The sequence below is a fragment of the Flavobacterium taihuense genome (assembly GCF_019351435.1).
Taxonomy (GTDB): domain Bacteria; phylum Bacteroidota; class Bacteroidia; order Flavobacteriales; family Flavobacteriaceae; genus Flavobacterium; species Flavobacterium taihuense.
On the sequence record NZ_JAHWYN010000002.1, the window covers coordinates 310795 to 335171 of the forward strand.

A 24377-nucleotide genomic window follows, 5' to 3' on the forward strand; every position below is an offset into this window, starting at 1 on the left:
TTGAATATTGTAAATAGAAAAGGGTCGGAACAGTTATTTTTGTTCCGACTTTTTGTTTTTTTAAAAAACTTTAAATAACTCTTCCCAGTTAACATTAGTGTCCAGTTGTGGAAGTCCTTTGAATTGTTCTATTTTCGAAAGGTTTTCAATTCTAAAGTTCTCTTGGGTTGCAAAAGGAACTAAACCTTCTTTTTGCAGTTTTTCAGCCAAATAGATTTGCTCGTATTGCCCCGGAGTTGGAATAAAAAATGCTTTTTTATTGAGTTTTACCAAATCCATAATCGTTGTGTAACCGGAACGGCAAAGCACTTTTTTACTTTCGTTGAAAGTTTGCTCGAGTTGGCGGGTTTTCATGAAATTATAGTAGGTTACATTTCCTATTTGTTCCTTTTTTTGTTCGGGTTGAATGATTCCTTTTATGAAAACTACTTTTCCTTCAAACCGTTTGACTTCTTCGGTAAGATGGGTTTCCAATAATCCGCGTTGGGGTTCAGGTCCGGATAAAATAATCATCAAGTCATACTGTATGGGAAGTGCCATTTTGTGCATGCGACTCAATGGTCCAAGGTATTGTAGTGTTAAAGAGTTGTTTTCTAAATGTCCCAATTTACCTGTGAGATTCAGTTTTGCATTGACATCGGGAACCCAACATGCTGAATATTTTTTGATAATTTGTTGATGTAATTTACTGGTAATCCAAGTTGTGTTTCCTGTCATGACATTCAATTGATGGGTTATGAATACTGATGGAATTTTATTGCTGAAAACCCCCAAACGATTATCGGATATGATTCCGTCTATTTCATATTTTTGAATCCATTTTTTTACGATTCTTTTTTCTTCCCAAATAGCTTCTAGCATTTTGGGGAGGCTTTTTATCAATTTCCATTTAAAATTTTTAGCATTTTTGGCATATTCAATTTGGTAGGAAGGTAACTCAAGGGTTTTTAAATAAGGGAATTCTTTTCGAAGTAACTCAAGAGCAATTCCATCAGAAGCAATTATTGGGGAAAAATTATTTTCTTGCAATGCTTTGATAATAGGGATGCAGCGGGTAGCGTGACCCAGTCCCCAATTCAAGGGTGCTATCAAAATGGTTTTATTTTCGGAGTTCAAATTCATGTGGCAGTCTTACTTAGTAGTTGTAAGTCTAAAGATAATGGATGCTTCTTTTTTAAATGTTTGCAATGTATTACTAAAAGATTATTTAATTAAATAAAATAGGATTTTCCGTGCCGTAGTAATACAGATAATTGAAAGTAAATAAAAAAAGGCTAACCAATTTAGGATAGCCTTAATAGTATTTCAAAAACAAATCTATTGTTTGATATAGGTTTTGTTTCCGTTTGAATTGATGTAATATTTACCGCCTTGAGGCCCAGTATATACCTTTTTGCCGTTGTATTCTCCTGTTACTTTGTCGGCTGATTTGGCAGCAGATTTTGATTTGTCTGTGGATTTAGCGACTTCTTTTTTAACATCTTTTGTTGTTTTGTCAACAGTTGACTTTGAATCTTTGGTTACTTTATCCGTAGTTTTTTTAACGTCTTTTGTTGTTTTGTCAACAGTTGCTTTCGAATCTTTGGTTACTTTATCGGTAGTTTTTTTAACATCTTTTGTTGTTTTGTCAACAGTTGACTTTGAATCTTTGGTTACTTTATCGGTAGTTTTTTTAACGTCTTTTGTTGTTTTGTCAGCAGTTGCTTTTGAATCCTTGGTAACTTTTTCTGTTGTTTTTTTGGTGTCTTTTGTTGCTTTTTCTGTAGCTGTTTTTGCTGTGGTCTTGCTTGTTTGTCCGTAAAAAGTATTCGATACAATAAAGAAGAAGCTGAATAACAATAATTTTTTCATATCTATATAATATTTAAATTGGAATTAAATTTACTACTTTTTTTTAAATGTAGGTTATCTAAGAGCTTAAAAATAAGCTCTTAATTCTACACTTCCTGTATGAATTGCATCACTTGTTTCACTTTTTCGGCCTTGGTACACAAAATTCAAATCCAAAAATTTAGTCAAATTCATTTGAAAAAGTGTTCTCCAGGTTACATTTTGTCCTCTTTGTAATCCTTCTAACATTTGATATCCAGCGGAGGAAAATTCATTTCCCACAAAATCATTTTCATACAAAGAAATCTCACTGTTTATGTTAAATTTTGAACTTCCAGTATAACTTAAAGTAGTACCAAATCGATTTTGTTTTAGAGTATCTAAACTACCAATTTTATTCTCTTTATTGATGTATTCATAAAAAAGATCCAAACTGACGTTCTTGGAGAATAGATAACTGATTTTTGGAGTCCATAAATAACCTTCAATTGTATAGTTTTTTTCGGCAAATGTTTTGGATTCAGTTGCAGTTTGAATGGTTTTGACAAGAGCATCAAATAGCCAGCTTTTTTGCAATAAGTGCTGGTATTGCAGCTGATGAAAGCTGTTTTTGTTTTGAATTGTGCCAATAGACACTAAATTTTGTGTTTCATTTTTTGTAAATGTATAAGTAACGGAATGGTCCCTTTTTCCTCTGTTGTAAGATAAGCTGTTGGTAAAAGTTTTTATTAGTCCCAAAATATCTTCTTCTGTCGATTCAAATGGATTTAAGTCTAAATGTTCTCCGTCATTTTTAATTTTTCGATCCATAATAAAGGCAGTCTGCATATAAAAATAAGACAGTGTTTTCTTGAAATTTTTATCGTTTTGCCAAATAATGGGGTTTATTATAAAAGACTGGGAGAATCTGTTTTGGTTGGTTTTAATATAAATTTGGTTCGGTAAAAAGATTTTGGTATAGGTCGCCAAGTCCGAAAAAGCTGCGATTTCAAATTCTTCCAAGTCCTTTATCCCATTGCCATTGTAATCATTCCAGGTGTATTTTCCTTGGCCAGCCGGAACTTCTACATAAGTATAATCTTGAAAGGGCATGGTTCCCGAATTGGTTTGGTAAAGTGTATTGCTCTGAATCAATTTGTCAAAAAACTGATCGTTGTACTGCATTTTTGCATTTAATGAAGGTGCAGTTTTTAAAGCAGGATCGGTATAATTCAACAGTCGGTAATTGATAAATAAGGATGCTTCCCGACTGTCTGTTTTGAATAGTTTGGATTGAAAATTATAACTCTTAGAGATGTTTACTCTTTGAAGGAGTCCGTTTTGAACACTGTCATTTATTCTTTTTATGTAACCCAATTGGACATAAACTTTGGTACTATCCCCATGACCCGCATAGATTCCGTACTCCGAAAAGCGTTGGCTTAGCAAAGAGAATTGTTGGGTTACTTTATTTTTGTCTTGATTGTCTTCAAAACGTAAAGTACTACCAATCCAATTTTTTTTAGAATTGTAGCGAACATGTGAAAAGTTTCTCAAAAATCTTGATGTATTTTCCACGTCGTCACTTTTTAAATAACTTCCATCACTCTTAATGTTCCAATTCTTAAATTCGAATCCTGCGTTTAGGTTGTTTTTTATACCTGAATAATTGTTGGCAAGAGCCAGTTTTTGAAAAGTATAGGTAATTGTAGCAGCGTTTGTAGAATCTTTATTTGGCATCAAACTAAAATTGAAGCCCGTTCCCAATAAGCTCTGATTACCCGTTATTGTAGTGTTGATATTCCAATCTCGATAGAATTCGATACTGTTAATGCGTTCTACGGGTTTAAATTCTGCTTGTACGCCTTGGAAATTGGCAAAAGCATCTATATTCCATTTTTTGGAATACAGTCGTTGTTTGGCGTTGATTTCGCCTGACAATCCTTGGTTGTTGTTGTCGTCTATTGATGAGAATAAATTTTTATCATTGTTGCTAATGGCCAATTCAAAATCGAGGTTAGTTTTGTCCGAAGGATTGTATTTTCCAAAGAAAGTGGCTACTTGAGCTTTTATGGGTGCTATTAATTGTATAATGGGTTCATAATTTCCTTGAGGAATCCCATTTGCAGGAGCGGCATATTCAAATATTCGATCTACGCTGGTTGGATTTGTTAGTATGTAATTTCCTTTGGCTTGACCTACCAAAGTAAATTGTACATTGTATAATTCGTCATCAGGATTTGTAGAATATTCATAATAAGAGGTTGTCCCAAGGATCGTTTTTTTATACTGTATTTTCTTTTGATCATAGACATCAAGTGTTGCAGATGGAGCAATCATCAAATTGGGATTGTCTCCGGCATCCGCCAAAATTTGAGCTTGATCTTTGGAAAGGTTTTGCTGGACCGGCTGATTTTTCAAATCATTTTCGGAATAGACAGCGGCTCCAAAATTCCACTTTTTGTCAGTAAAACTTCCGCCGTCATAAGTGATAAACCGGGTATAGTTGTTTTCAGAATATTGATATTCGACTACAATTCGCATTTCGGAGGTAATAGAAAATTGTGGGGTAAATATAATTTCACCCGAATTATAATCGATGACGTAGTCGTTGTTTTCGCCTCTTTTTAATAGAACACCATTGACATAAACACGTTCAGAGCCAATGATGACCAATACATATAATTCACCATTTTTTCCAACTAACTTATAGGGCCCTTGATTGCCTTCTTGTCCTTTGAAATTACTGCTGGCATAATTCCCGGTCACGAGTCCGCCCGAGACAAAAACATTAGTTTTTTTGTCATCATTCCCGAAATTGACAGTGGCTGATAATCCTTGTATTTTTTTGTTGAAAGTTAGGAATCGCGTAGTACTGTTGCCAATAAAGACATCTCCCGCTCGAACATTCCAATTATCCGTAAAAAGTTCCATAAAAATGTTGTCGTATTGATTCAATCGCTGCGAGTAACTGCCTTCCTGAACGGGAATATTCGTGTCTTGAATGGAAGCTCGAATATTCACTTTTTCGGATATTTTTCCAGTAATTTGAAAGTCTAGATTCGAATTGACGACCGCATTTTGATTGTTGCCAACAGTAACACTTCTGGAAAGGCTTCCGGATGCGACAAGACCATCAAATGGAATGTTTTTTGGTATCGAGAAGGGTTCTATTTTGTATAAATTTTGATTGATTGCATCATTGTCCAGGATTTTGCTACTGTCGTAAATCGTATATTCTTTGGTGAGAACATCGGGTAGTTTTAGATAATGAACAGTAAGGGAATCATTTGGAGACAGGTTTTGGTTTTTGAATAAAAGAAAGCCTTTGGGGAAATCAATTTGGTATAAAGTGCTGTCAACAACTTGGTTCTTGGCATCCAAGATTTTAAAAAAACTGGAGTTGATACTTACGGATTCCAAATGAATAGTATCTGTTGTAAAAGCTACTTTTTTGGAGCTGTAGCCCGAATCTATTTCTTGCGCCTGAAGCCCAGAAAAATAAAAAACGACAATCCAAAATAATACTTTTTTTAACATAAATAGTATAACTCCAAAGTGTCAAAAATAGTGTTTATTATTTTATATTGTGTTAATTAGTAGATGTCACAATTCAGGATGCAAAAATGATTTTAAGAATATGATTTTTAGAAAAACAAAAAATGGAAGCCGAATTAACGACTTCCATTTTTTATAATTAACCTAAGCAATATTTAATTCTCTTTGGTCACAATCTGCATCGTTTCTCTACTTACTTGTTTTAGCAGCACCGTTTTGTTTTCTTCAACCGTTTGAGCTGCGTTTTCGTTAAAATGTCTGATGGTGTATAAAGTCACATTTTCGGTAAAATCTACTTTGAATTTTTTAGAAAGGATCGCATTCAGCTCGTTGAAATTTCCAAATTTATCTTCTACACATACAGAGAAACTAATTGCCGAATTTTGGATTAAATTCACTTTAAGTTTGAATTGATGAAACAAACCAAAGATTTCGCTGATGTTTTCTTCCATGATGAAAGAGAAATCTATCGAAGATAAAGAAATCAACAATTGATTTCTTTTTACAATAAAGCAAGGTAAATAAGGCTCCAGATCAGCTCCTTTGGCTACACGGGTTCCGGGCAACAAAGGATTGATAAATGATTTTACATACAACGGAATTTCTTTTTTCTGTAAAGGCTGTAATGTTTTTGGGTGAATAACCGATGCTCCGTAAAATGCCAATTCGATAGCTTCACGATATGAAATTTGATTCAGCAAACTTGCATTTTCAAAATATCTTGGGTCGGCATTCATAACTCCTGGAACGTCTTTCCAGATGGTTACGCTTTCGGCATTCAGGCAATAAGCAAAAATAGCGGCACTATAATCCGATCCTTCACGACCTAAAGTGGTTGTGAAATTATTTTCGTCAGAACCTAAGAATCCTTGAGTGATATTTAGTATTTTGCGTTTTATGTTATTGGCAATGTTCTTTTGCGTCAAATCCCAGTCCACTTCAGCATCACGATAAGTAGAATCCGTTTTTACAAAGTTTCTAACGTCCAACCATTGGGTTTGGATTCCTTTGAAAGACATGAAATGACTCAAAATAGTTGTTGAGATCAATTCTCCGTAGCTTACGATTTGGTCGTAAACAAAATTATAATTTGGAGATTTATTATGAGCTAAGAAATATTCTAAATCAGCAAACTGAGCATTCACTGCTGCAAAAACTTCATTTTTATCGTTTTCGAACAAATCCAATAAGATTTGATTGTGGTATTTTTTAACTTCTTGTACCGATGAATTTAATTCAGGCGATTTGTCAAAATAGTTTTTAATAACCTCTTCAAGAGCATTAGTCGTTTTTCCCATTGCCGAAACAATCACTAATACATCTTCATAACCCACTTGTTGCAAAACGTCATAGACGTTTTTGATACCGGCTGCATCTTTTACGGAAGCACCACCAAATTTAAATACCCTCATTTTAATTCAGATTTTTGATTTCAAATTTCAGAGTTTTAGTCCTAAACGAAATCGTATTTTATTTTCTTAATTTGTTATCTACAAAATAGGTAATTCCAGCTTCATCCATTTGAGCTACTCTCCATTCGTCTAGAACTTTTGCCCCTGATTTTTCGTAAAAATCAATTGCCGAGGTGTTCCAGTCCAATACATTCCAATCAATTCTACGAACTTGATCTTTTTTGGCTTGTTTAATTATTTCAGAATACAAAGCATAACCTAATCCTGTACCACGCATGCTGTCTTTGACAACTAAATCTTCCAAATGGATTGTTTTTCCTTTCCAGGTTGAATAACGATAATAATATAAAGCAATGCCTACGATTTCATTTTTAACTTCGGCAACAAAAACATGAAATAAAGGATTTGTTCCAAAACCATCACGGACAAGATCTTCTTCGGTAATCAAAACGGCATCAGGCTCTTTTTCGAATACAGCTAGCTCCTTAATTAGTGTCAAAACACCATGCATGTCCTCTTTTTTTCCTTTACGTATTTTCATGATATCGTATTATTATTCTTGAATTATATTAAAAAACAGTCAATTAGGAACTTGTTTTTATGAAATATGTAGCAAATATACAATACTGATAAACTATCTAAGTATTATTCTTTTCATTTTCACAAAAAAAACGATATTTGTGACTTCAAACTAACTACATCGATTTCGTAATGGAAGAACAAAACAAAACACTAGGAGAATTTATAATTGAAAACCAAAAAGCCTTTCAGTATTCCTCGGGTGAATTATCCAGAATTATCAACTCAATTCGTTTGGCAGCTAAAGTGGTCAATTATAAAGTTAACAAAGCTGGATTAGTTGATATAATAGGAGCAGCCGGAGAACAAAATATTCAAGGTGAAGACCAACAAAAATTGGATGTATATGCCAATGAGATTTTTATTCAAACCTTAATTAATAGGGAAATTGTTTGTGGTATTGCTTCAGAAGAGAATGATGATTTTATTACGGTAGAAGGAAGTGATAGCAGCCATAATAATAAATATGTTGTTTTGATGGATCCTCTTGACGGATCCTCCAATATTGATGTGAATGTCACTGTTGGAACTATATTTTCGGTTTATAGAAGAATCACACCAATAGGGACTCCAGTAACTTTGGAAGATTTTTTGCAACCTGGAATTAATCAAGTGGCGGCAGGTTACGTAATTTATGGAACGTCAACTATGCTTGTGTATACTACAGGTCATGGAGTAAACGGATTTACATTGAACCCCGCTATTGGAACTTTTTATCTTTCACATCCCAACATGAAATTCTCCGAAGATGGCAATATTTATTCCATCAATGAGGGTAATTATGTTCATTTTCCGCAGGGAGTGAAAGATTATATCAAGTATTGTCAATTGGAGGAAGAAGATCGTCCTTATACTTCTCGATACATTGGAAGTTTAGTGGCAGATATTCATAGAAACATGATTAAAGGAGGTATTTATATTTACCCAACCAGTAAAAAAGCACCAAAAGGGAAATTGCGTTTGTTGTATGAATGCAATCCCATGGCTTTTATTGTAGAACAAGCAGGAGGGAAAGCTTCAGATGGTTTTGATCGAATAATGGAATTACAACCAACAGAGTTACATGAAAGAGTACCTTTCTTTTGCGGAAGCTTTAATATGGTTGAAAAAGCAGAAGAATTTATGCATAAAGCAAAACTGAGTAAATATTAAACCAAAGAATTTAAACCAAAAAAATAGCTCCCAATTGGGAGCTATTTTTATTTGTACATGTTTTTCATTTCATAAATAAAAGTATCGAGATCTACATGTTTATCGACTAATTTTAATGCTTTGTCCACAATATAATTCACGTTGGCAGGAGTAAATCCTAATGCTAATGCAAATTTAACCATTAGGTGTTCTTGTTGATCGCCCAGTTGATGATCTCGGCGAACTATTCTCGCTAGTTTGTGGAGGCTTTCCAGTCTTTCAATGTATAAATAAGGTGCGTTGATCGGGTACTTGTTCGGGTCTTTTAAAATCTCTTTGTATTCTTCATCAGAAATTTCAAGGTCCACTGCTAGTTTGTCCAAAAATTTTTGTTCTTGTTCTGTAATATTTCCGCCAGCATAGGCGACACGAACAATGGCTGAAAAATGACCTTTGTTTGCTTGGTTGAATTCGCTGCTAAATAAATCGGAGAATGGCATAATAGTGGTGTTTTAGGTTTGACATAAAGATAATTAATTTTTTAGGATTGGTTTTAATTTTGGTGATTTTTTTGTACGATTGACCTCTATTTTATTTTTCTTGAAGAATGATTTTTTATTCAAATATTCCATTTTCAAAATTAATCGTAAGTTTACAACCCCATATCAATTTTATTAAATTATGTCGATGTCAGAATTTTTAATTTACTTTCAAATAGGATTAAAACACGTATTAGATATACATTCCTACGATCATGTTTTGTTTTTAATTGCGTTGTCTGTTCCTTTCTCGTTCAATGATTGGAAAAGAATTTTACTTTTAGTGACAGTGTTTACTTTAGGTCATACAACCGCACTGTTCCTTTCGGTTTTTGGAATCATCGCTATCAAAGTAAATGTGGTAGAATTACTCATTCCGATTACGATTTTAATAACGGCTGTGTATAATTTATTCACTGCAGGGAAGAATAGTAAAAACGGAAGTGTCAATTTGGTTTTTATAATTACGCTTTTCTTTGGAATCATTCATGGTTTAGGTTTTTCTAATTATTTTAAAACCATTTTAGGAGGAAGTCCAAGCTCGAAGTTATTGCCAATGGCCGAATTTGCATTAGGAATCGAAGCCGCTCAAATTGTGGTGGTGATTGTTGTGTTGATTTTGTCGTATATTGTTCAAACAGTGTTTCGTTTTTCAAAACGTGATTGGACATTAGTGATGTCGGCATTTATAATTGGGGTGGTGTTGCCTATGATACTGGAAAGTGAAATCTGGAAAAGATAATTCAATATATGAACAAAGTAAAGTTAAATAAATACGACAAAGCCTATCTTAGGATTGCTACAGAATGGGGTTTGTTGTCTTATTGCCAAAGGAAAAAAGTAGGAGCAATCATTGTAAAAGACCGTATGATTATTTCAGATGGTTATAACGGAACGCCCTCTGGTTTTGAAAACTGTTGTGAAGATGAAGATGGATTGACGCGTTGGGATGTTCTCCATGCGGAAGCAAATGCTATACTAAAAGTGGCCAGATCGACGCAATCCTGTGAAGGAGCGACTTTGTACATCACGCTTTCGCCTTGCAAGGAATGCAGTAAATTAATACATCAATCGGGGATAAAAAGAGTAGTGTATCACAATGGATACCGAGATGATTCTGGAATACAATTTTTAATGAAGGCTGGTGTCGAAGTAGAACATATTCCAGTTTTGGAAGAAGAATAGAAATGAAATCGCCATTAAAAACAAATTTGTTGCAAGCAAATGCAAATAAATAACATATATGATCTCTAATAAATAACTTTTGCATATATGAAATTAGACAACAAATATCTACCCATACTTATTGGGGGCATTTTTGCACTTGGAATCCTTATAGGTAGTTTATCTGGAACTCCTTCGTCCAAATCTTTTGTAGCCAAAAAGAATACTAAGGAAAAACTCAATAAACTGATTGATTTTATAGACAATGAATATGTTGATGATGTCAATACAGATTCGATAGTAAGTCTAACCGTTAATAATATTTTGGCAAAATTAGATCCGCATTCAGTATATATTTCGCCGAGTGAACAAGCCGAAATTGCGGAGACTATGAAAGGTGATTTTGTGGGTATTGGAATTAATTTTTACATGTTTAAAGATTCTGTTGCCGTTATCAATCCGATTAAAAATGGGCCTTCGGCAAAAGCTGGAATCAAAGCGGGTGATCGTATTTTGTATGCGGATAAAACCAAGTTATTTGGTCGAAAATTGCCTAATGACAGTTTGTTTGCAACGCTAAAAGGAGAAGCAGGATCACAAATTGTTTTGACAGTTTATCGAAAAGCGGAACGCAAAAAAATGAAGATAACCATAAAACGTGATGTTATTCCTTTGAAAAGCGTTGATGTTGCCTTGCTTTTGGATAACACCACAGGTTATATCAAGATCAATCGTTTTGCCGAAACTACTTTTGATGAGTTTAAAACAGCTTTGACTTCTTTGAAAAAACAAGGAATTAAAACACTTGTGATTGATGTTCGGGATAATGGTGGCGGGTATATGGAGGAAGCGATTGCTATCGCCGACGAATTTTTGAAAGACAAAGAATTAATAGTTTTTACCAAAAGCACAAAAGAACCTACCGAAAAAACATATGCAACTGAGCAAGGCAGTTTTGAAGCCGGAAATGTATTTGTTTTAATTAATGAAAATAGTGCCTCAGCAAGTGAAATTCTGGCAGGAGCCATACAAGATAATGACCGCGGAACTATTGTGGGTCGTCGTTCTTTTGGAAAAGGATTAGTGCAACGTGAAATGGATTTTAATGATGGTTCGGCTGTGCGATTAACTATTGCGAGATATTATACGCCAACAGGAAGATCCATTCAAAAACCGTACTCCAAAGGGAATGAGGAGTACTTCAAAGAATCGGATAATCGTTTTTTACATGGGGAGTTGTATAAAAAAGACAGTATAAGAGTAGTCGATTCTCTAAAGTTTAAAACTAAAAAAGGTAAAATAGTATACGGTGGAGGCGGAATTGTACCTGATGTTTTTGTGCCTTTGGAAGCTGAACATGGGGCAGAAAATGTTTCCTATTTGCTGCAATCCGGAATTGTAGGTCACTTTGTTTTTGAACAATTGGACAAAAATAGAAATGTCTTTGCGAAATTGACTTTCGAAGAATTCCGAAGCAAAATCGATGCGACTGATTTGTATTTTAATTTTTTTCAAAAATACCTTTCGCAAAACGGTTTAGAGGTGAATTTAAGTAATTATAAAGTATTGGTCAAACGATATGTAAATGCCGAGTTTGCGAGACAATTGTATGGCGACAAATATTATTATGAAATGGTATTAAAAGAAGATGCTATGATAAAAGCCGTGTTGAAACAAAATTCAAAAGTTCAATCTTCAAAGTAAAGAATAATTGAAAACAGACTGTTTTTTTTGAGGTTTTATTATCGAATGCTATCGTGAGAATGCGTCTGAATTCCCTCGTTCCATAGAGTAAGTAAATCTGTAGCGACAGCGGCACCACTTCCAGCGGCAATAGCCAATTGGCTTCGCCAGCCCGCAAGAGTTCCTATTACATAAATACCATCGGCGACTTTATGGTCAATATTCTTAAGTTGAATCCTTTGTTTTTCGGGAAGGGCTTTTTTATGCGGTTCCACAAACTGCGTTAAGCCTTCGATAGCAAAAGTATTGGCTGATCCAATGCCAATTACGATAGTAGCAGTTTTATATGTGTTTTTGTTTGTAACAACTGTAAATTCGGGATAGAGACCTTCTATTTTCAATACTTTTTCCTCTGGGATTTGAATAATATGGGGATAAGTGTTGGATAAATGATCAATACTTTCTGTAAGTAATTCAGAACCTAGTTTGCCTGGAGCAATTCCATAGGCATTATTAAAAAGTGCTTCTTGAAGAGATGAAGTCTTTTGGTGGGTAAGGATTCCAATTTTTTTATCGGCAACAAATGTTTTGTTTTTGGCAGAACCCAATACCATTGCACATGATATACCTGAAACGCCACCACCTATAATTAATACGTCAAACACTGTTAGGCGTTGTCGTTCATTTTTTCAACTATTTTTTTAGACATTCTAAAAATCAGAAGAATTAAAACTGCACAAAATGATGCGACTACACCAACGAACGCCACTACGCTATCTCCTTTGAATGGATTTTGAAAATCGATTAAAGTAATGTTGAAGATAAGAAGCGCAACTGCCAAAAGCACTAAAATGTTAGTGAAAATTTTCATAGGTTTAATTTTTTTAAAAGGGTCAAAGATTTTTTCGAGTCAAATTTTAAAATAAAAAATACTAAAAAAAGGGATGTAATCTTCAACTAATAAAATATTAGGGAGTAAATTTATAATTTTTTTTTCTAGACAAACAAACCTTTAACATTAGCGGCGAATAATTTAACAGCTATTGCTAAAAGGACTACGCCAAAAGTCTTACGAATTACACCAAGTCCATTTTGTCCTAGCATTTTTTCAATTTTCCCCGATGATTTCAAAACGATATAAACCAATATAATGTTTAATACAATTGCAATGACAATATTTAGGGTGTGAAATTGGGATCGTAGAGAAAGCAAAGTAGTCATAGTTCCCGCTCCTGCAATTAATGGAAAGGCCAATGGTACAATGGAGGCGGAACTTGCTTCTTCGTCTCTATAAATCCGAATGCCCAGAATCATTTCTAAGGCTAAAAAGAATAATACAAATGAACCTGCCACGGCAAATGAATGCACGTCAATCCCAATTAGACTTAAAAATTCCTCCCCGATAAATAAAAACAAAATCATAATCAATCCTGCCACCAATGCTGCTTTTTCTGATTCGATATGACCGTGTTTGGCTCTCAGTCCTACTATAATTGGAATAGATCCTACGATATCAATCACAGCAAAAAGTACCATTCCTACAGTTATTATTTCCTTTAAATTGAAATCCATCATAATATTTTGTTTTAATAAATAGTTGGGCTAAAACATTTTTATACTTCAAAAATACGTTTATTTTTTTATTTTAAGAGTTGTATTATTAAATCTGCTATGCTGGTTTTTAACAGGATTATCAATTTATGTAGGTAAAATTGTTGCAATGTGTTAATTCGGATAGTTTAGCGACTTATGTTTAAGAGAGTTTTTTATTTCTTGAATCTTTGGTTACCTTTGCAAAATGTTTCAACTAGGAAAAACCATCGTCTCAGAGGATATACTCGAAAAAGAATTTGTTTGTAATTTGTCAGCTTGCAAAGGAGCTTGTTGCGTCGATGGCGATGCAGGAGCACCATTGAGTTTGGCTGAAACAAAAATATTGGAGGAAATCTATCCAAAAGTAAAACCATTTTTAAGAAAACAAGGAATTGAAGCTATAGAAGCACTAGGAACTTGGGTAAATGGTGCAGATGGTGATCTTGAAACGCCGCTAATTGATAACAAAGACTGTGCTTACGTAATTTTTGATGGGAAGACCGCTCTTTGCGGGATAGAACAAGCCTATAACCAAGGTATAATTGACTGGAAAAAACCAGTTTCCTGTCATTTATATCCAATACGAGTTAAAGATTTTACCGAGTTCGCAGCAGTCAATTATGATAAATGGGATATTTGTGATGCAGCCTGTTCTTTAGGGCAAGAACTCGAAGTTCCTGTATATAAATTTGTCAAAGAAGCTCTTATTCGTCGCTTTGGTGAAGATTGGTATTTGGAACTTGAAAAGGTAGCCGAGGACTTAAAAAAAGGTTTGTAAAAACAAACGGTTGAATTCTTTTTATTTCTTTTAAAATTCTGATGTTTTACAGGTGTTTGGTGCTTTGTGAAGCATTTAAATTATTGATAATCAATAAAATATATTTTGTATGAAAAGGATTCCCATTTTTATTTTTTGTTAAAAACTAAGAGGTATTGTGAATAAGTTTGACTTTTAATAACCGCATTATTTCACAATCTTTGTAATTCGCTTTTCGCATCTATTTTCAGTATAAAAAATCAAAATAAACAAACAAAATCTAATGTCTCAAATAGAACCAATTTTACAAGAAAACAAAAATCGTTTCGTGATTTTTCCAATTAAACATCATGATATTTGGGAAAGATATAAAATGATGGAGGCCAGTTTTTGGACTGCTGAAGAAATTGATTTGTCACAAGATTTGAATGACTGGAATAATAAGTTAAATGATGACGAGCGTTACTTTATAAAACACATTCTTGCTTTTTTTGCAGCTTCGGATGGAATCGTTAATGAAAACCTAGCGGAGAATTTTGTAAATGAAGTTCAATATGCCGAAGCTAAATTTTTCTATGGATTCCAAATCATGATGGAAAACATTCATAGCGAAACCTATTCGCTTTTGATTGATACTTATGTAAAAGACGAAAATGAAAAAGCAGATTTATTCAATGCTTTGGATGTTTTTCCTGCAATTAGAAAAAAAGCAGATTGGGCTTTGAAATGGATTGAATCTGATTCTTTTGCTGAAAGGCTAATAGCTTTTGCGGCGGTAGAAGGAATTTTCTTTTCAGGAGCATTTTGTTCTATTTATTGGTTAAAAAAACGTGGATTGATGCCAGGATTGACTTTTTCTAATGAGCTGATTTCTCGTGATGAAGGAGTTCACTGTGATTTTGCGGTGCATTTACACAATCACCATTTGATTAATAAAGTACCAAAAGAAAGAATAAGAAGCATTATTGTTGATGCTTTGAATATAGAAAGAGAATTTATTACAGAATCGCTTCCTGTAAGTTTGATTGGAATGAATGCAGGTTTAATGACTCAATATTTAGAATTTGTAGCCGATAGATTATTGGTGGAATTGGGTTGTGATAGAGAATACAATGTTGCCAATCCATTTGATTTTATGGATATGATCTCACTTCAAGGAAAAACTAATTTCTTTGAGAAAAAAGTTGCCGAATATCAAAAATCAGGGGTTAAAGTTACCGAAGGTGATTCCCAAAAAATTAGCTTCGATGCCGATTTTTAGAATACAGTTTTGATTTTAAATACTTCCTACGGTATTTAATCGCACTAAAAAAATAAAAGTAAAAATAATAATTAAGTAGTTTTTTAAGATCCCCAAATCTAAAAACTAAGTTAATTCAACCCAATTCATTTTGGGTCAAATGACGGCGTTTTGTTTCATCTCATTTATGCGATGAAACAAAATATCGAAATGGTTTATGGATTGACCGTGAGTAAAAAATGATTTATGAATTCCTGCTATTCGTAAATCACAATTCATTAATTAAAAATTGATAAAAGTATGTATGTAGTAAAAAGAGACGGCCACAAGGAGCCTGTAATGTTTGATAAAATTACAGAGAGAATCAAAAAATTATGTTATGGCTTGAACGAATTGGTGGATCCAGTTAAAGTGGCTATGCGTGTTATTGAAGGGTTGTATGATGGGGTTTCTACATCTGAACTAGACAATCTTGCTGCCGAAACTGCTGCGTCAATGACTATTGCTCATCCGGATTATGCACAATTGGCTGCTCGTATTGCGATTTCAAATCTACATTCAAATACAAAAAAATCGTTCTCAGAAACGATGAATGAAATGTTTCATTACATCAACCCAAGAACCAATCAAGAGTCACCTTTGTTAGCCGAAGAGGTTCATAAAGTGATTATGGAAAATGCAGAATTTTTAGATTCTCACATTATATATAATAGAGATTTTAATTACGATTATTTTGGTTTTAAAACACTGGAACGTTCGTATTTATTGAAAATAAACGGTAAAATAGTAGAACGCCCGCAGCATATGTTGATGCGTGTTGCTGTTGGAATCCACTTAGACGATTTGAAATCGGTTATGGAGACTTATGACTTAATGTCTAAGAAATACTTTACCCATGCAACGCCAACGTTATTCAACGCAGGTACGCCAAAACCTCAAATGTCTTCTTGTTTCCTTTTGGCCATGCAGGATGATAGTATTGATGGTATTTATGACACTTTGAAACAAACAGCAAAAATCTCGCAATCAGCGGGAGGTGTTGGACTTTCTATTCATAATGTTCGTGCAACAGGTTCTTACATTCGTGGTACAAACGGTACTTCAAACGGAATTGTACCAATGTTGAGAGTGTTTAATGATACTGCTCGCTATGTGGATCAAGGTGGAGGAAAAAGAAAAGGAAGTTTTGCTATCTATATCGAAACTTGGCATGCTGATATCTTTGATTTCTTGGATCTGAAAAAGAATACTGGAAAAGAAGAAATGCGTGCCAGAGATTTGTTCTTTGCCATGTGGACATCGGATTTATTTATGAAACGTGTACAGGAAGATGCGACTTGGACTTTGATGTGTCCTAATGAATGTCCAGGTTTGTATGATGTGTATGGAGAGGAATTTGAAGCTTTATATACCGATTATGAATTTAGAGGAAAAGGTAGAAAGACCATCAAAGCACGTGAATTATGGGAGAAAATTCTAGAATCTCAAATCGAGACCGGAACTCCTTATATGTTGTACAAAGATGCAGCCAACAGAAAATCAAATCAAAAAAATCTAGGTACGATTCGTTCGTCGAATTTGTGTACCGAGATTATGGAATTTACGTCAAGTGATGAGGTGGCTGTTTGTAATTTAGCTTCTATTTCTTTGCCAATGTTCGTTGAAAACGGAAAATTCAATCACCAATTATTATACGACGTTACTAAACGTGTGACTCGTAACTTGAACAGAGTAATCGACAGAAATTACTATCCTGTAAAAGAAGCAGAAAATTCCAATATGCGTCACAGACCAATCGGTCTTGGGGTACAAGGACTTGCTGATGCTTTTATCATGTTGCGTTTGCCTTTTACATCTGATGAAGCCAAAGTATTAAACCAAGAAATATTCGAAACCCTTTACTTCGCTGCCTGTACCGCATCTATGGAAATGGCAATAGAAGAAGGACCATATTCTACTTTCAAAGGTTCTCCAATGTCAAATGGAGAATTTCAACACAATTTGTGGGGAATGAAAGACGAAGAATTATCAGGAAGATGGGACTGGGCTGCTCTTAGAAAAGAAGTGGTAAAAAACGGTGTTCGTAACTCATTATTGGTTGCGCCTATGCCAACAGCTTCAACTTCTCAAATTTTGGGTAACAACGAAGCATTCGAACCATATACTTCGAATATTTACACAAGACGTGTGTTGTCTGGTGAATTTATTGTGGTAAACAAGCATTTATTGCATGATTTAGTAAAACTTGGATTGTGGAATGACAACTTGAAACAAGAAATCATGCGTCACAACGGATCGGTTCAAAACATTGATATAATTCCACAAGATTTGAAAGAATTATACAAAACTGTTTGGGAAATGTCCATGAAAGACATCATCGATATGTCTCGTCAAAGAGGGTATTTTGTAGATCAATCACAATCATTGAACTTGTTTATGCAAGACGCCAATTATTCAAAACTGACGTCAATGCACTTCTACGCTTGGCAATCTGGTTTGAAAACAGGAATGTATTATTTGAGAACAAAAGCGGCAGTCGATGCGATTAAGTTTACTTTGAACAACGATAAAAAAGAGGAAGTTATTCCAGATTCTAAACCACAAGCTAGAGTTCTTGAGGCGGTTGAAGTAGTAGAAACTCAAATGACTGCTGAAGAATACAGAGTAATGATTGAATTAGCTAAAAATGCTGGTCCAGACGATTGTGAAATGTGTGGATCGTAATCAGAAAATAGATTAAAGAATATAGAGAAACAGCTGTCGATTATGATAGCTGTTTTTTTTTGGGAGCTATTTCCCGCTTTTCGTTTCAATCTTTTTTTCGGCGAAAAGCCTCAAAAAAGGATTTTCACTTCAATCGGGGCTAGGTGTTCTCGTTTCCATAATTTAATTTATCTAAATTTGCGGAATTCATTTCTAAAAGAAAATTATTTAAAATCCAATCCTCTTGAGTTTATTATATTTTACAGACCGAAGTATTGTTTATCTCGAAGATGTAGTGTTCAACGAAGCCGTTTCTGAGCAGATCAATCAGTTCTTGAAGGAATATCAGTTTCGTCAGGTTTTGGAGCAATATGACTTGTCTGTGGTAAATAAAATACTGTTGCACGGTAAAACAGGCTGCGGCAAAACAATGACAGCCAAAGCGATTGCAAGAAAACTGGACAAAAAGCTAATCATTGTCAATCTTTCCCGAATTGTTTCTTCCAAATTGGGTGAAACCTCCAAGAATATAGAAGGATTGTTTAAAGAAGTGCAATACGAAAGTTCGGTTTTATTCTTCGATGAATTTGATTCTTTAGGTCAAATTCGGGATTATGATAACAAAGACAGTTCCGAGATGAAACGCGTAGTGAATTCGATTATCCAATTAATTGATAATTTTCCCAATCGTTCAGTCTTAATCGCCGCCACCAACCAAATAAATATGATTGATGAAGCTTTGGTGCGTCGTTTTGAAATGCAATTGGAATTTATGGCTCCTTCGAAGGAAGTTTTGGATAGTTATTACTCTAAATTACTATCGAAATATCCTGTAGAATTCCAAAAAGTAACCCGTATTTATGATATCACTTTTGCGGAAGCGAAAAATCATTTACTCAAAGAGGTAAAAAACAATATCATTGAAGCAGAGATTAAAAAACAAAAGGCTTTGGACTCAAACCAATCTTAGTTTTTCGATTACTAAATAACAGGAGAATTGGAGGTTTCTTAATTCATAATTGTAAAAATAATTCCTTATATTTGAGTGAGTTATAGTTTTAGTATGTTTTGTTTGTAGTGTTAAAAAACAGAAAATATGGAAAGTAAAAGATTTACAGTTACAGATGATTTACTGGCTTCAAGGGGACAGCGTTTGTCTAATTTTGTTATGGATTTGGCGATAGAATATGTGATTTGGATTAGTATTGGGACAACAATAGTCCTATTTTCCGATGTTGCCAATAGTTCTTTCCTGAAGACTTGGATTAGTTCTATGGGGATATTTGAAAAAGGGCTTTCTTTTGCCATCATTGCAGGGTTTTACTATTATTTGACCGAGCTGTATTTTTCACGATCTCTCGCGAAATTCTTAACCCAAACCTATGTGGTTATGAAAAACGGTTCAAAACCCAATTATAAAAGCATCTTGAAACGTACACTGTGTAGATTCATACCATTCGAAGCTTTTTCTTTTTTGGGTGGTGAGCCAGGAGGATGGCATGATTCTATGTCAGAAACCTATGTGGTTAAAAAACATGAATTTGAAAAACAAAAGAAAATTATTATTTTGCCTTAAAGGTATTGTAAATAAAAATTTGAGATGAAAAAGGAACCCTAGTAAATTATCAAATCTACTAGGGTTTTTTAGTTGTAAATTATAGGTGTTAAACAATTGCAATGTCACTAACGGCAATTCGCATTTGTTGAGCGGCAGCAACCATTTCGATTAAGGCCTTTTTGGTTTCTTCCCAATGTCTCGTTTTTAGTCCACAATCGGGATTTACCCAAAGTTGGTCAACCGGAATAACCGCCGAAGCTTTTTCTAATAATTTCACCATTTCGTTGCGTGAAGGTACACGCGGTGAGTGAATGTCATAAACTCCAGGGCCTATTTCGTTCGGGTATTTAAAATCGGCAAAAACATCCAGTAGTTCCATTTGCGAACGTGAACATTCTATAGTAATCACATCAGCATCCATATCGGCAATGTTTTGAATAATATCATTGAATTCGCTGTAGCACATGTGGGTGTGAATTTGGGTGTCGTCTCTTACGCCACTAGCCGAAATTCTAAAGGCTTTTATTGCCCAGTCCAGATAAGTATCCCATTCTTCTTTGCGTAATGGCAATCCTTCGCGAATCGCAGGTTCGTCAATTTGAATGATTTTGATTCCTGCTTTTTCCAAATCGACTACTTCATCACGAATAGCTAAAGCAATTTGTGTGCAGGTTTCAGAACGTGGCTGGTCGTTACGCACAAAGGACCATTGCAAAATAGTCACAGGACCGGTCAGCATTCCTTTTACCCATTTTGGCGTAAGTGATTGTGCGAATTCTGCCCATTTTACGGTCATAGGATTTGGACGCGAAACATCACCATAAATCACTGGTGGTTTCACGCAACGGCTACCGTAACTTTGTACCCAACCATTTTTGGTAAAAGTGAATCCTTCCAATTGTTCACCGAAATATTCAACCATATCGTTACGCTCAAATTCTCCGTGAACCAAAACATCAATACCTGTTTCCTCTTGAAAGCGAATGGTTTCTTCGGTTTCTTTTTGAAGCAAATCATTATACTCTTTTTGATTCAATTCTCCTTTTTTGAATTTAGCTCTCCAGCTTCTTACTTCGGTTGTTTGAGGAAACGAACCGATTGTTGTGGTTGGAAACAAAGGAAGATTCAATACGTCTATTTGTTTTTTTCTTCGAATGGCGAAGGTGTTTTCTCTTTTTGAATCCTTTGCAGTGATTGAAGATGCACGATTTTTTACGGAGGGGTTGTGTATTAGTTTGGATGTTTTGCGGTTTTCATTGGCAACAGTGTTTTCAATGAATCGCAATGAGCTTTCAGCTTCTTGTTCATTCGAAGCAAAAGATTTTAAAAGTGTCACCTCTTCGATTTTTTGTTTGGCGAAAGCCAGCCATTGCTTGATTTCGGGAGTCAATGTTTTGTCATTGGTTTCCAGATCCAAATCGCATGGACTGTGTATAAGCGAGCAAGACGGCGCAATCATAATTCGATTTTTGCCCACAGCATCGGTCGCTTTTTGGATTATGGCTAATGACTTTTTGAAATCATTTTTCCAAATATTTCTTCCGTCAACAACCCCAAGAGAAAGTGTAGTGTCTTTGGAGAAAAGTTTAGACTCTAAAATATCATCCAACTGAGACGAACAACGTACCAAATCCAAATGCAAAGTGTGTACCGGTAAGGCCAAAACAGTTTCTAGATTTTCTCCGTAACAGTCGAAATAATTGGTTAGAATTATTTTTAAGGAAGGAAATTTTTTGTTGATTTCATTGTAAACATGAGTGATGGCGTTACGTTCTTTATTGGTCAAATTCAATGCCAGAAATGGTTCGTCAAGCTGAATCCATTCTGCTCCTTCGGTTTGTAACGCACTAAGGATGTCAAAATATACTAGAAGCAATTTGTCGATAAGGTCAATTCTGTGAAAACCGTCTTCCTTTTCTTTTCCGAGCAATAAATAGGAAACGGGGCCAATAAGTACAGGCTTTGTTGTAATTCCTAGTTTTTTTGCCTCAATGAATTCGGCGATTATCTTGGTCGAAAACAATTCGAATTTTTGATTTTTTGTAAACTCAGGAACAATATAATGGTAGTTGGTGTCAAACCATTTGGTCATTTCCATAGCCACAACATCTTGCCCCGCTTTTTGGGCACCTCTCGCCATGGCAAAATACAAATCCAAAGAATTGTTTGTCTTGGCAAATTCTTGATAACGCTCCGGAATCGCGCCCAACATCAGAGTTAAATCCAATACTTGGTCATAAAGGGAAAAATCATTGGAAGGAATTAAGTCAATGCCTTTGTCTGCCTGCAATTGCCAATTTTGCTTTCGAATTGTTGCGGCAGTCGCCAATAAATCTTCTGCCGAAATTTTGTTGGCCCAATACAGTTCATTCGCTTTTTTTAATTCTCTGTTGCTGCCAATTCGTGGGTAACCTAAATTGTTTGTTTTCATTTTATCTCAGTATTTATTACTGAGCAAAATTATATTCTTTGGTAATTAATATTAAATTATCTGTTTGTTTCAGTAAAATGATGTTTGTTTTGTAATTTTTGCAGTAATTTGTTCGAAATAAAATTTTGTGATTGAATTCTAACAGTAAAAAATACTATGGAAAATATTGATAAGATCGATTTACAAATCTTAAAACAACTGCAGGAAAACTCCAATATCAACATAAAAGAGCTAGCCAGCAAACTATTCCTGACGGTAACTCCCGTTTATGAGCGTATAAAAAGACTCGAGCGTGATGGTTATATAATGAAGTATGTGGCTTTGTTGGACAAGAAAAAGATGAATCTCGGGATGACCGTTTTTTGTAATGTCCGGCTTAAGGAACATGCCAAAAACGTGGGGAGCAATTTTGTGAAAGACATAGTGGCGCTTCCGGAAATTATCGAGTGCTATAACATAGCTGGAGATTATGATTTTATGTTGAAAATCCTCGTTGAAGACATGTCGAGCTATCAGGATTTTGTGATGAACAAACTTTCTACTATCGAAAATATCGGGAATACCCAGAGCGTTTTTGTGATGGGCGAGATTAAGCACAGCACGGCATTGGCTATTTAAGTAATATAAATCATCTGGGCGTGACCGTATAGAGAAAGGGGCTCACTTTTAGCACCGCATATACAGCCCCTTTCCTCATTACGGTCGGGCTATCCGCGCTACTTCGGTAGCTTGCTTCTATCCCTCACGCAAACAACAGTGGTAATAAGAAGATACTTGTGATTTTATAAGCATATGCACTTATTACAAAACTACTTTTGTTTTTAAAATCTATCTATTTCTCTATCTTTGAAAACAAATCCGAAAAACACATCATGAACTGGGAACAATTATTATCACTAAAACGACAAGGAGACACAGGTAAAAGATTAAGAATCGAGCAGGACGAAACCCGTTTGGGCTTTGAAGTCGATTATGACCGAATCATATTCTCCTCTGCTTTTAGAAGTTTGCAGGACAAAACACAAGTGATTCCGCTTTCCAAAACTGATTTTGTGCATACCCGTTTAACGCATAGTTTGGAAGTTTCGGTTGTTGGCCGTTCTTTGGGACGATTGGTAGGAAAAAAAATATTAGAGAAATATCCGTATTTGCAAGAAGTGCACGGTTATCAAATGAATGATTTTGGCGCTATTGTGGCCGCAGCATCTTTGGCGCATGATATAGGAAATCCACCTTTTGGACATTCGGGCGAAAAGGCAATTGGGGAATATTTTTCTATTGGAAAAGGGTTGAAGTACAAAGAGAAACTAACCTCCAAAGAATGGCAAGACTTGATTGATTTTGAAGGGAATGCTAATGGCTTTTCGGTTTTGAACAGTTCTCGTCCCGGAGTTGAAGGCGGAATTAGACTTTCATATGCCACACTTGGTGCTTTCATGAAATACCCAAAAGAAAGTTTGCCCAAAAAGCCAACTCAAAATATAGCCGATAAAAAATATGGTTTTTTTCAAACCGATAAAGCTTTCTTTCAGGAAGTAGCTTCAGATATGGGAATGATTCCCAATAAAAAAGGAGATGATATTGGTTTTGAAAGACATCCATTAGCCTATTTGGTAGAGGCTGCCGATGATATTTGTTACACCATAATTGATTTTGAAGATGGAATCAATTTAGGTTTGGTCTCTGAGGATTTTGCTTTGGAATATTTAATCAAATTGGTAAAAGACAGCATTGATACTTCAAAATACAAAACTTTAGAAACTAAGGAAGATCGAATCAGTTATTTGCGTGCGCTGGCTATTGGAAGTTTAATTAATGATGCCGTAAAGGTTTTTATTGAAAATGAAGAAGCCATTATGCAAGGGAAATTTCCTTTTGCCTTAACCGATAAGAGCAAATACAAGGCCCAAATGGACGATATCATTAAAATAAGCGTCAAAAATATTTATCAAAGCCGCGAAGTAGTAGAAAAGGAGATTGTGGGATATCAAATTATTCAAACGCTCTTGGATAAATTTATTACGGCTTTCAATAATAAATACGAAGGTAAAGTTTCTAATTACGATGGATTAATACTGAAAATGTTACCCGAAAAACATCATTTGGAAAAAGAAAATCTATATGAAAGGTTACTTCATATCTGTCATTTTGTTTCAATGCTCACTGATGGGAATGCCTTATTGTTTTATAAAACAATAACCGCTGTGTAGATTTTGATAA

21 protein-coding genes are annotated in these 24377 nt (G+C 34.8%); 11 read left to right on the forward strand and 10 right to left on the reverse strand.

The genetic code is table 11. From position 1 onward, the window contains the following. Window positions 1–60: 60 nt before the first annotated feature. The 5 genes from KZH69_RS02960 to KZH69_RS02980 all read right to left on the reverse strand — a co-directional run bounded on the left by KZH69_RS02960 (window position 61) and on the right by KZH69_RS02980 (window position 7320). Window positions 61–1122, reverse strand: a complete 1062-nt coding sequence (locus KZH69_RS02960; RefSeq protein WP_219315973.1) for a glycosyltransferase family protein — start codon at window positions 1120–1122, stop codon at window positions 61–63. Between the two features lie 195 nt (window positions 1123–1317). Next, window positions 1318–1851, reverse strand: coding sequence for a hypothetical protein (locus KZH69_RS02965; RefSeq protein ID WP_219315974.1), 534 nt, complete (start codon window positions 1849–1851; stop codon window positions 1318–1320). A gap of 66 nt (window positions 1852–1917) precedes the next feature. Beyond that, on the reverse strand, window positions 1918–5349 hold the full coding sequence (locus tag KZH69_RS02970; RefSeq protein WP_219315975.1) for a DUF8818 domain-containing protein: 3432 nt from the start codon (window positions 5347–5349) through the stop codon (window positions 1918–1920). Between the two features lie 173 nt (window positions 5350–5522). Next, a complete protein-coding gene (locus tag KZH69_RS02975; RefSeq protein ID WP_219315976.1) occupies window positions 5523–6779 on the reverse strand; it encodes an aspartate kinase in 1257 nt (418 codons plus the stop codon). A gap of 58 nt (window positions 6780–6837) precedes the next feature. Beyond that, window positions 6838–7320 (reverse strand): GNAT family N-acetyltransferase, encoded by a 483-nt coding sequence (locus KZH69_RS02980; protein WP_219315977.1) that lies wholly within the window; start codon window positions 7318–7320, stop codon window positions 6838–6840. A gap of 170 nt (window positions 7321–7490) precedes the next feature. Between KZH69_RS02980 and fbp the strand changes: the two genes are divergently transcribed. Next, window positions 7491–8510 carry a class 1 fructose-bisphosphatase gene (fbp, locus tag KZH69_RS02985; protein WP_219315978.1) on the forward strand — a complete coding sequence of 340 codons (1020 nt, stop codon included), beginning with the start codon at window positions 7491–7493 and terminating at the stop codon, window positions 8508–8510. A gap of 47 nt (window positions 8511–8557) precedes the next feature. Here fbp and KZH69_RS02990 read toward each other — a convergent pair whose 3' ends face one another. Next, a complete protein-coding gene (locus KZH69_RS02990) occupies window positions 8558–8989 on the reverse strand; it encodes a tellurite resistance TerB family protein (RefSeq protein ID WP_219315979.1) in 432 nt (143 codons plus the stop codon). A 187-nt stretch (window positions 8990–9176) separates the two neighbouring features. Here KZH69_RS02990 and KZH69_RS02995 point away from each other — a divergent pair, with 187 nt between their 5' ends. From KZH69_RS02995 to KZH69_RS03005, 3 genes are all read left to right on the forward strand, one after another. Beyond that, a complete protein-coding gene (locus KZH69_RS02995) occupies window positions 9177–9770 on the forward strand; it encodes a HupE/UreJ family protein (RefSeq protein ID WP_219315980.1) in 594 nt (197 codons plus the stop codon). Window positions 9771–9778: 8 nt separating this feature from the next. Continuing rightward, window positions 9779–10213, forward strand: a complete 435-nt coding sequence (locus KZH69_RS03000) for a deoxycytidylate deaminase (protein ID WP_219315981.1) — start codon at window positions 9779–9781, stop codon at window positions 10211–10213. Window positions 10214–10300: 87 nt separating this feature from the next. Then, complete coding sequence (locus KZH69_RS03005) at window positions 10301–11896, forward strand: S41 family peptidase (RefSeq protein WP_219315982.1); 1596 nt, start codon at window positions 10301–10303, stop codon at window positions 11894–11896. Between the two features lie 38 nt (window positions 11897–11934). Here KZH69_RS03005 and KZH69_RS03010 read toward each other — a convergent pair whose 3' ends face one another. The 3 genes from KZH69_RS03010 to KZH69_RS03020 form a co-directional block, all read right to left on the reverse strand. Next, window positions 11935–12540, reverse strand: a complete 606-nt coding sequence (locus KZH69_RS03010) for an FAD-dependent oxidoreductase (protein ID WP_219315983.1) — start codon at window positions 12538–12540, stop codon at window positions 11935–11937. Window positions 12541–12542: 2 nt separating this feature from the next. Further along, entirely contained in the window at window positions 12543–12746 is a 204-nt protein-coding gene (locus tag KZH69_RS03015; RefSeq protein ID WP_077378243.1) for a hypothetical protein, read from the reverse strand. 125 nt (window positions 12747–12871) lie between these two features. Beyond that, window positions 12872–13447, reverse strand: coding sequence for a MarC family protein (locus KZH69_RS03020; RefSeq protein WP_439649419.1), 576 nt, complete (start codon window positions 13445–13447; stop codon window positions 12872–12874). Window positions 13448–13673: 226 nt separating this feature from the next. Between KZH69_RS03020 and KZH69_RS03025 the strand changes: the two genes are divergently transcribed. The 5 genes from KZH69_RS03025 (at window position 13674) to KZH69_RS03045 (ending at window position 19744) form a co-directional block, all read left to right on the forward strand. Next, window positions 13674–14246: a DUF3109 family protein gene (locus KZH69_RS03025; protein ID WP_219315985.1), complete on the forward strand. Its 573-nt coding sequence runs from the start codon at window positions 13674–13676 to the stop codon at window positions 14244–14246. A gap of 262 nt (window positions 14247–14508) precedes the next feature. After that, window positions 14509–15486, forward strand: a complete 978-nt coding sequence (locus tag KZH69_RS03030) for a ribonucleotide-diphosphate reductase subunit beta (protein ID WP_219315986.1) — start codon at window positions 14509–14511, stop codon at window positions 15484–15486. 279 nt (window positions 15487–15765) lie between these two features. Next, window positions 15766–18189 carry a ribonucleoside-diphosphate reductase subunit alpha gene (locus KZH69_RS03035; protein ID WP_219315987.1) on the forward strand — a complete coding sequence of 808 codons (2424 nt, stop codon included), beginning with the start codon at window positions 15766–15768 and terminating at the stop codon, window positions 18187–18189. Between the two features lie 223 nt (window positions 18190–18412). After that, window positions 18413–19138: an AAA family ATPase gene (locus KZH69_RS03040; RefSeq protein ID WP_219315988.1), complete on the forward strand. Its 726-nt coding sequence runs from the start codon at window positions 18413–18415 to the stop codon at window positions 19136–19138. 126 nt (window positions 19139–19264) lie between these two features. Next, on the forward strand, window positions 19265–19744 hold the full coding sequence (locus KZH69_RS03045) for an RDD family protein (RefSeq protein ID WP_219315989.1): 480 nt from the start codon (window positions 19265–19267) through the stop codon (window positions 19742–19744). Window positions 19745–19832: 88 nt separating this feature from the next. Here the strand turns inward: KZH69_RS03045 and metE are convergent, their stop codons facing one another. Next, on the reverse strand, window positions 19833–22157 hold the full coding sequence (gene metE, locus KZH69_RS03050; protein ID WP_219315990.1) for a 5-methyltetrahydropteroyltriglutamate--homocysteine S-methyltransferase: 2325 nt from the start codon (window positions 22155–22157) through the stop codon (window positions 19833–19835). A 156-nt stretch (window positions 22158–22313) separates the two neighbouring features. Here metE and KZH69_RS03055 point away from each other — a divergent pair, with 156 nt between their 5' ends. Together KZH69_RS03055 and dgt are read left to right on the forward strand one after the other, a co-directional pair. Beyond that, a complete protein-coding gene (locus tag KZH69_RS03055; protein WP_219315991.1) occupies window positions 22314–22775 on the forward strand; it encodes an Lrp/AsnC family transcriptional regulator in 462 nt (153 codons plus the stop codon). A gap of 254 nt (window positions 22776–23029) precedes the next feature. Continuing rightward, a complete protein-coding gene (gene dgt / locus KZH69_RS03060; RefSeq protein WP_219315992.1) occupies window positions 23030–24367 on the forward strand; it encodes a dGTP triphosphohydrolase in 1338 nt (445 codons plus the stop codon). Window positions 24368–24377: the final 10 nt, after the last annotated feature.

Coding starts and splice junctions, on each gene's coding strand:
- KZH69_RS02960 (WP_219315973.1), bottom strand. CDS start 1,122: ATGAATTTGAACTCCGAAAATAAAACCATTTTGATAGCACCCTTGAAT.
- KZH69_RS02965 (WP_219315974.1), bottom strand. CDS start 1,851: ATGAAAAAATTATTGTTATTCAGCTTCTTCTTTATTGTATCGAATACT.
- KZH69_RS02970 (WP_219315975.1), bottom strand. CDS start 5,349: ATGTTAAAAAAAGTATTATTTTGGATTGTCGTTTTTTATTTTTCTGGG.
- KZH69_RS02975 (WP_219315976.1), bottom strand. CDS start 6,779: ATGAGGGTATTTAAATTTGGTGGTGCTTCCGTAAAAGATGCAGCCGGT.
- KZH69_RS02980 (WP_219315977.1), bottom strand. CDS start 7,320: ATGAAAATACGTAAAGGAAAAAAAGAGGACATGCATGGTGTTTTGACA.
- fbp (WP_219315978.1), top strand. CDS start 7,491: ATGGAAGAACAAAACAAAACACTAGGAGAATTTATAATTGAAAACCAA.
- KZH69_RS02990 (WP_219315979.1), bottom strand. CDS start 8,989: ATGCCATTCTCCGATTTATTTAGCAGCGAATTCAACCAAGCAAACAAA.
- KZH69_RS02995 (WP_219315980.1), top strand. CDS start 9,177: ATGTCAGAATTTTTAATTTACTTTCAAATAGGATTAAAACACGTATTA.
- KZH69_RS03000 (WP_219315981.1), top strand. CDS start 9,779: ATGAACAAAGTAAAGTTAAATAAATACGACAAAGCCTATCTTAGGATT.
- KZH69_RS03005 (WP_219315982.1), top strand. CDS start 10,301: ATGAAATTAGACAACAAATATCTACCCATACTTATTGGGGGCATTTTT.
- KZH69_RS03015 (WP_077378243.1), bottom strand. CDS start 12,746: ATGAAAATTTTCACTAACATTTTAGTGCTTTTGGCAGTTGCGCTTCTT.
- KZH69_RS03020 (WP_439649419.1), bottom strand. CDS start 13,447: ATGGATTTCAATTTAAAGGAAATAATAACTGTAGGAATGGTACTTTTT.
- KZH69_RS03025 (WP_219315985.1), top strand. CDS start 13,674: ATGTTTCAACTAGGAAAAACCATCGTCTCAGAGGATATACTCGAAAAA.
- KZH69_RS03030 (WP_219315986.1), top strand. CDS start 14,509: ATGTCTCAAATAGAACCAATTTTACAAGAAAACAAAAATCGTTTCGTG.
- KZH69_RS03035 (WP_219315987.1), top strand. CDS start 15,766: ATGTATGTAGTAAAAAGAGACGGCCACAAGGAGCCTGTAATGTTTGAT.
- KZH69_RS03045 (WP_219315989.1), top strand. CDS start 19,265: ATGGAAAGTAAAAGATTTACAGTTACAGATGATTTACTGGCTTCAAGG.
- metE (WP_219315990.1), bottom strand. CDS start 22,157: ATGAAAACAAACAATTTAGGTTACCCACGAATTGGCAGCAACAGAGAA.
- KZH69_RS03055 (WP_219315991.1), top strand. CDS start 22,314: ATGGAAAATATTGATAAGATCGATTTACAAATCTTAAAACAACTGCAG.
- dgt (WP_219315992.1), top strand. CDS start 23,030: ATGAACTGGGAACAATTATTATCACTAAAACGACAAGGAGACACAGGT.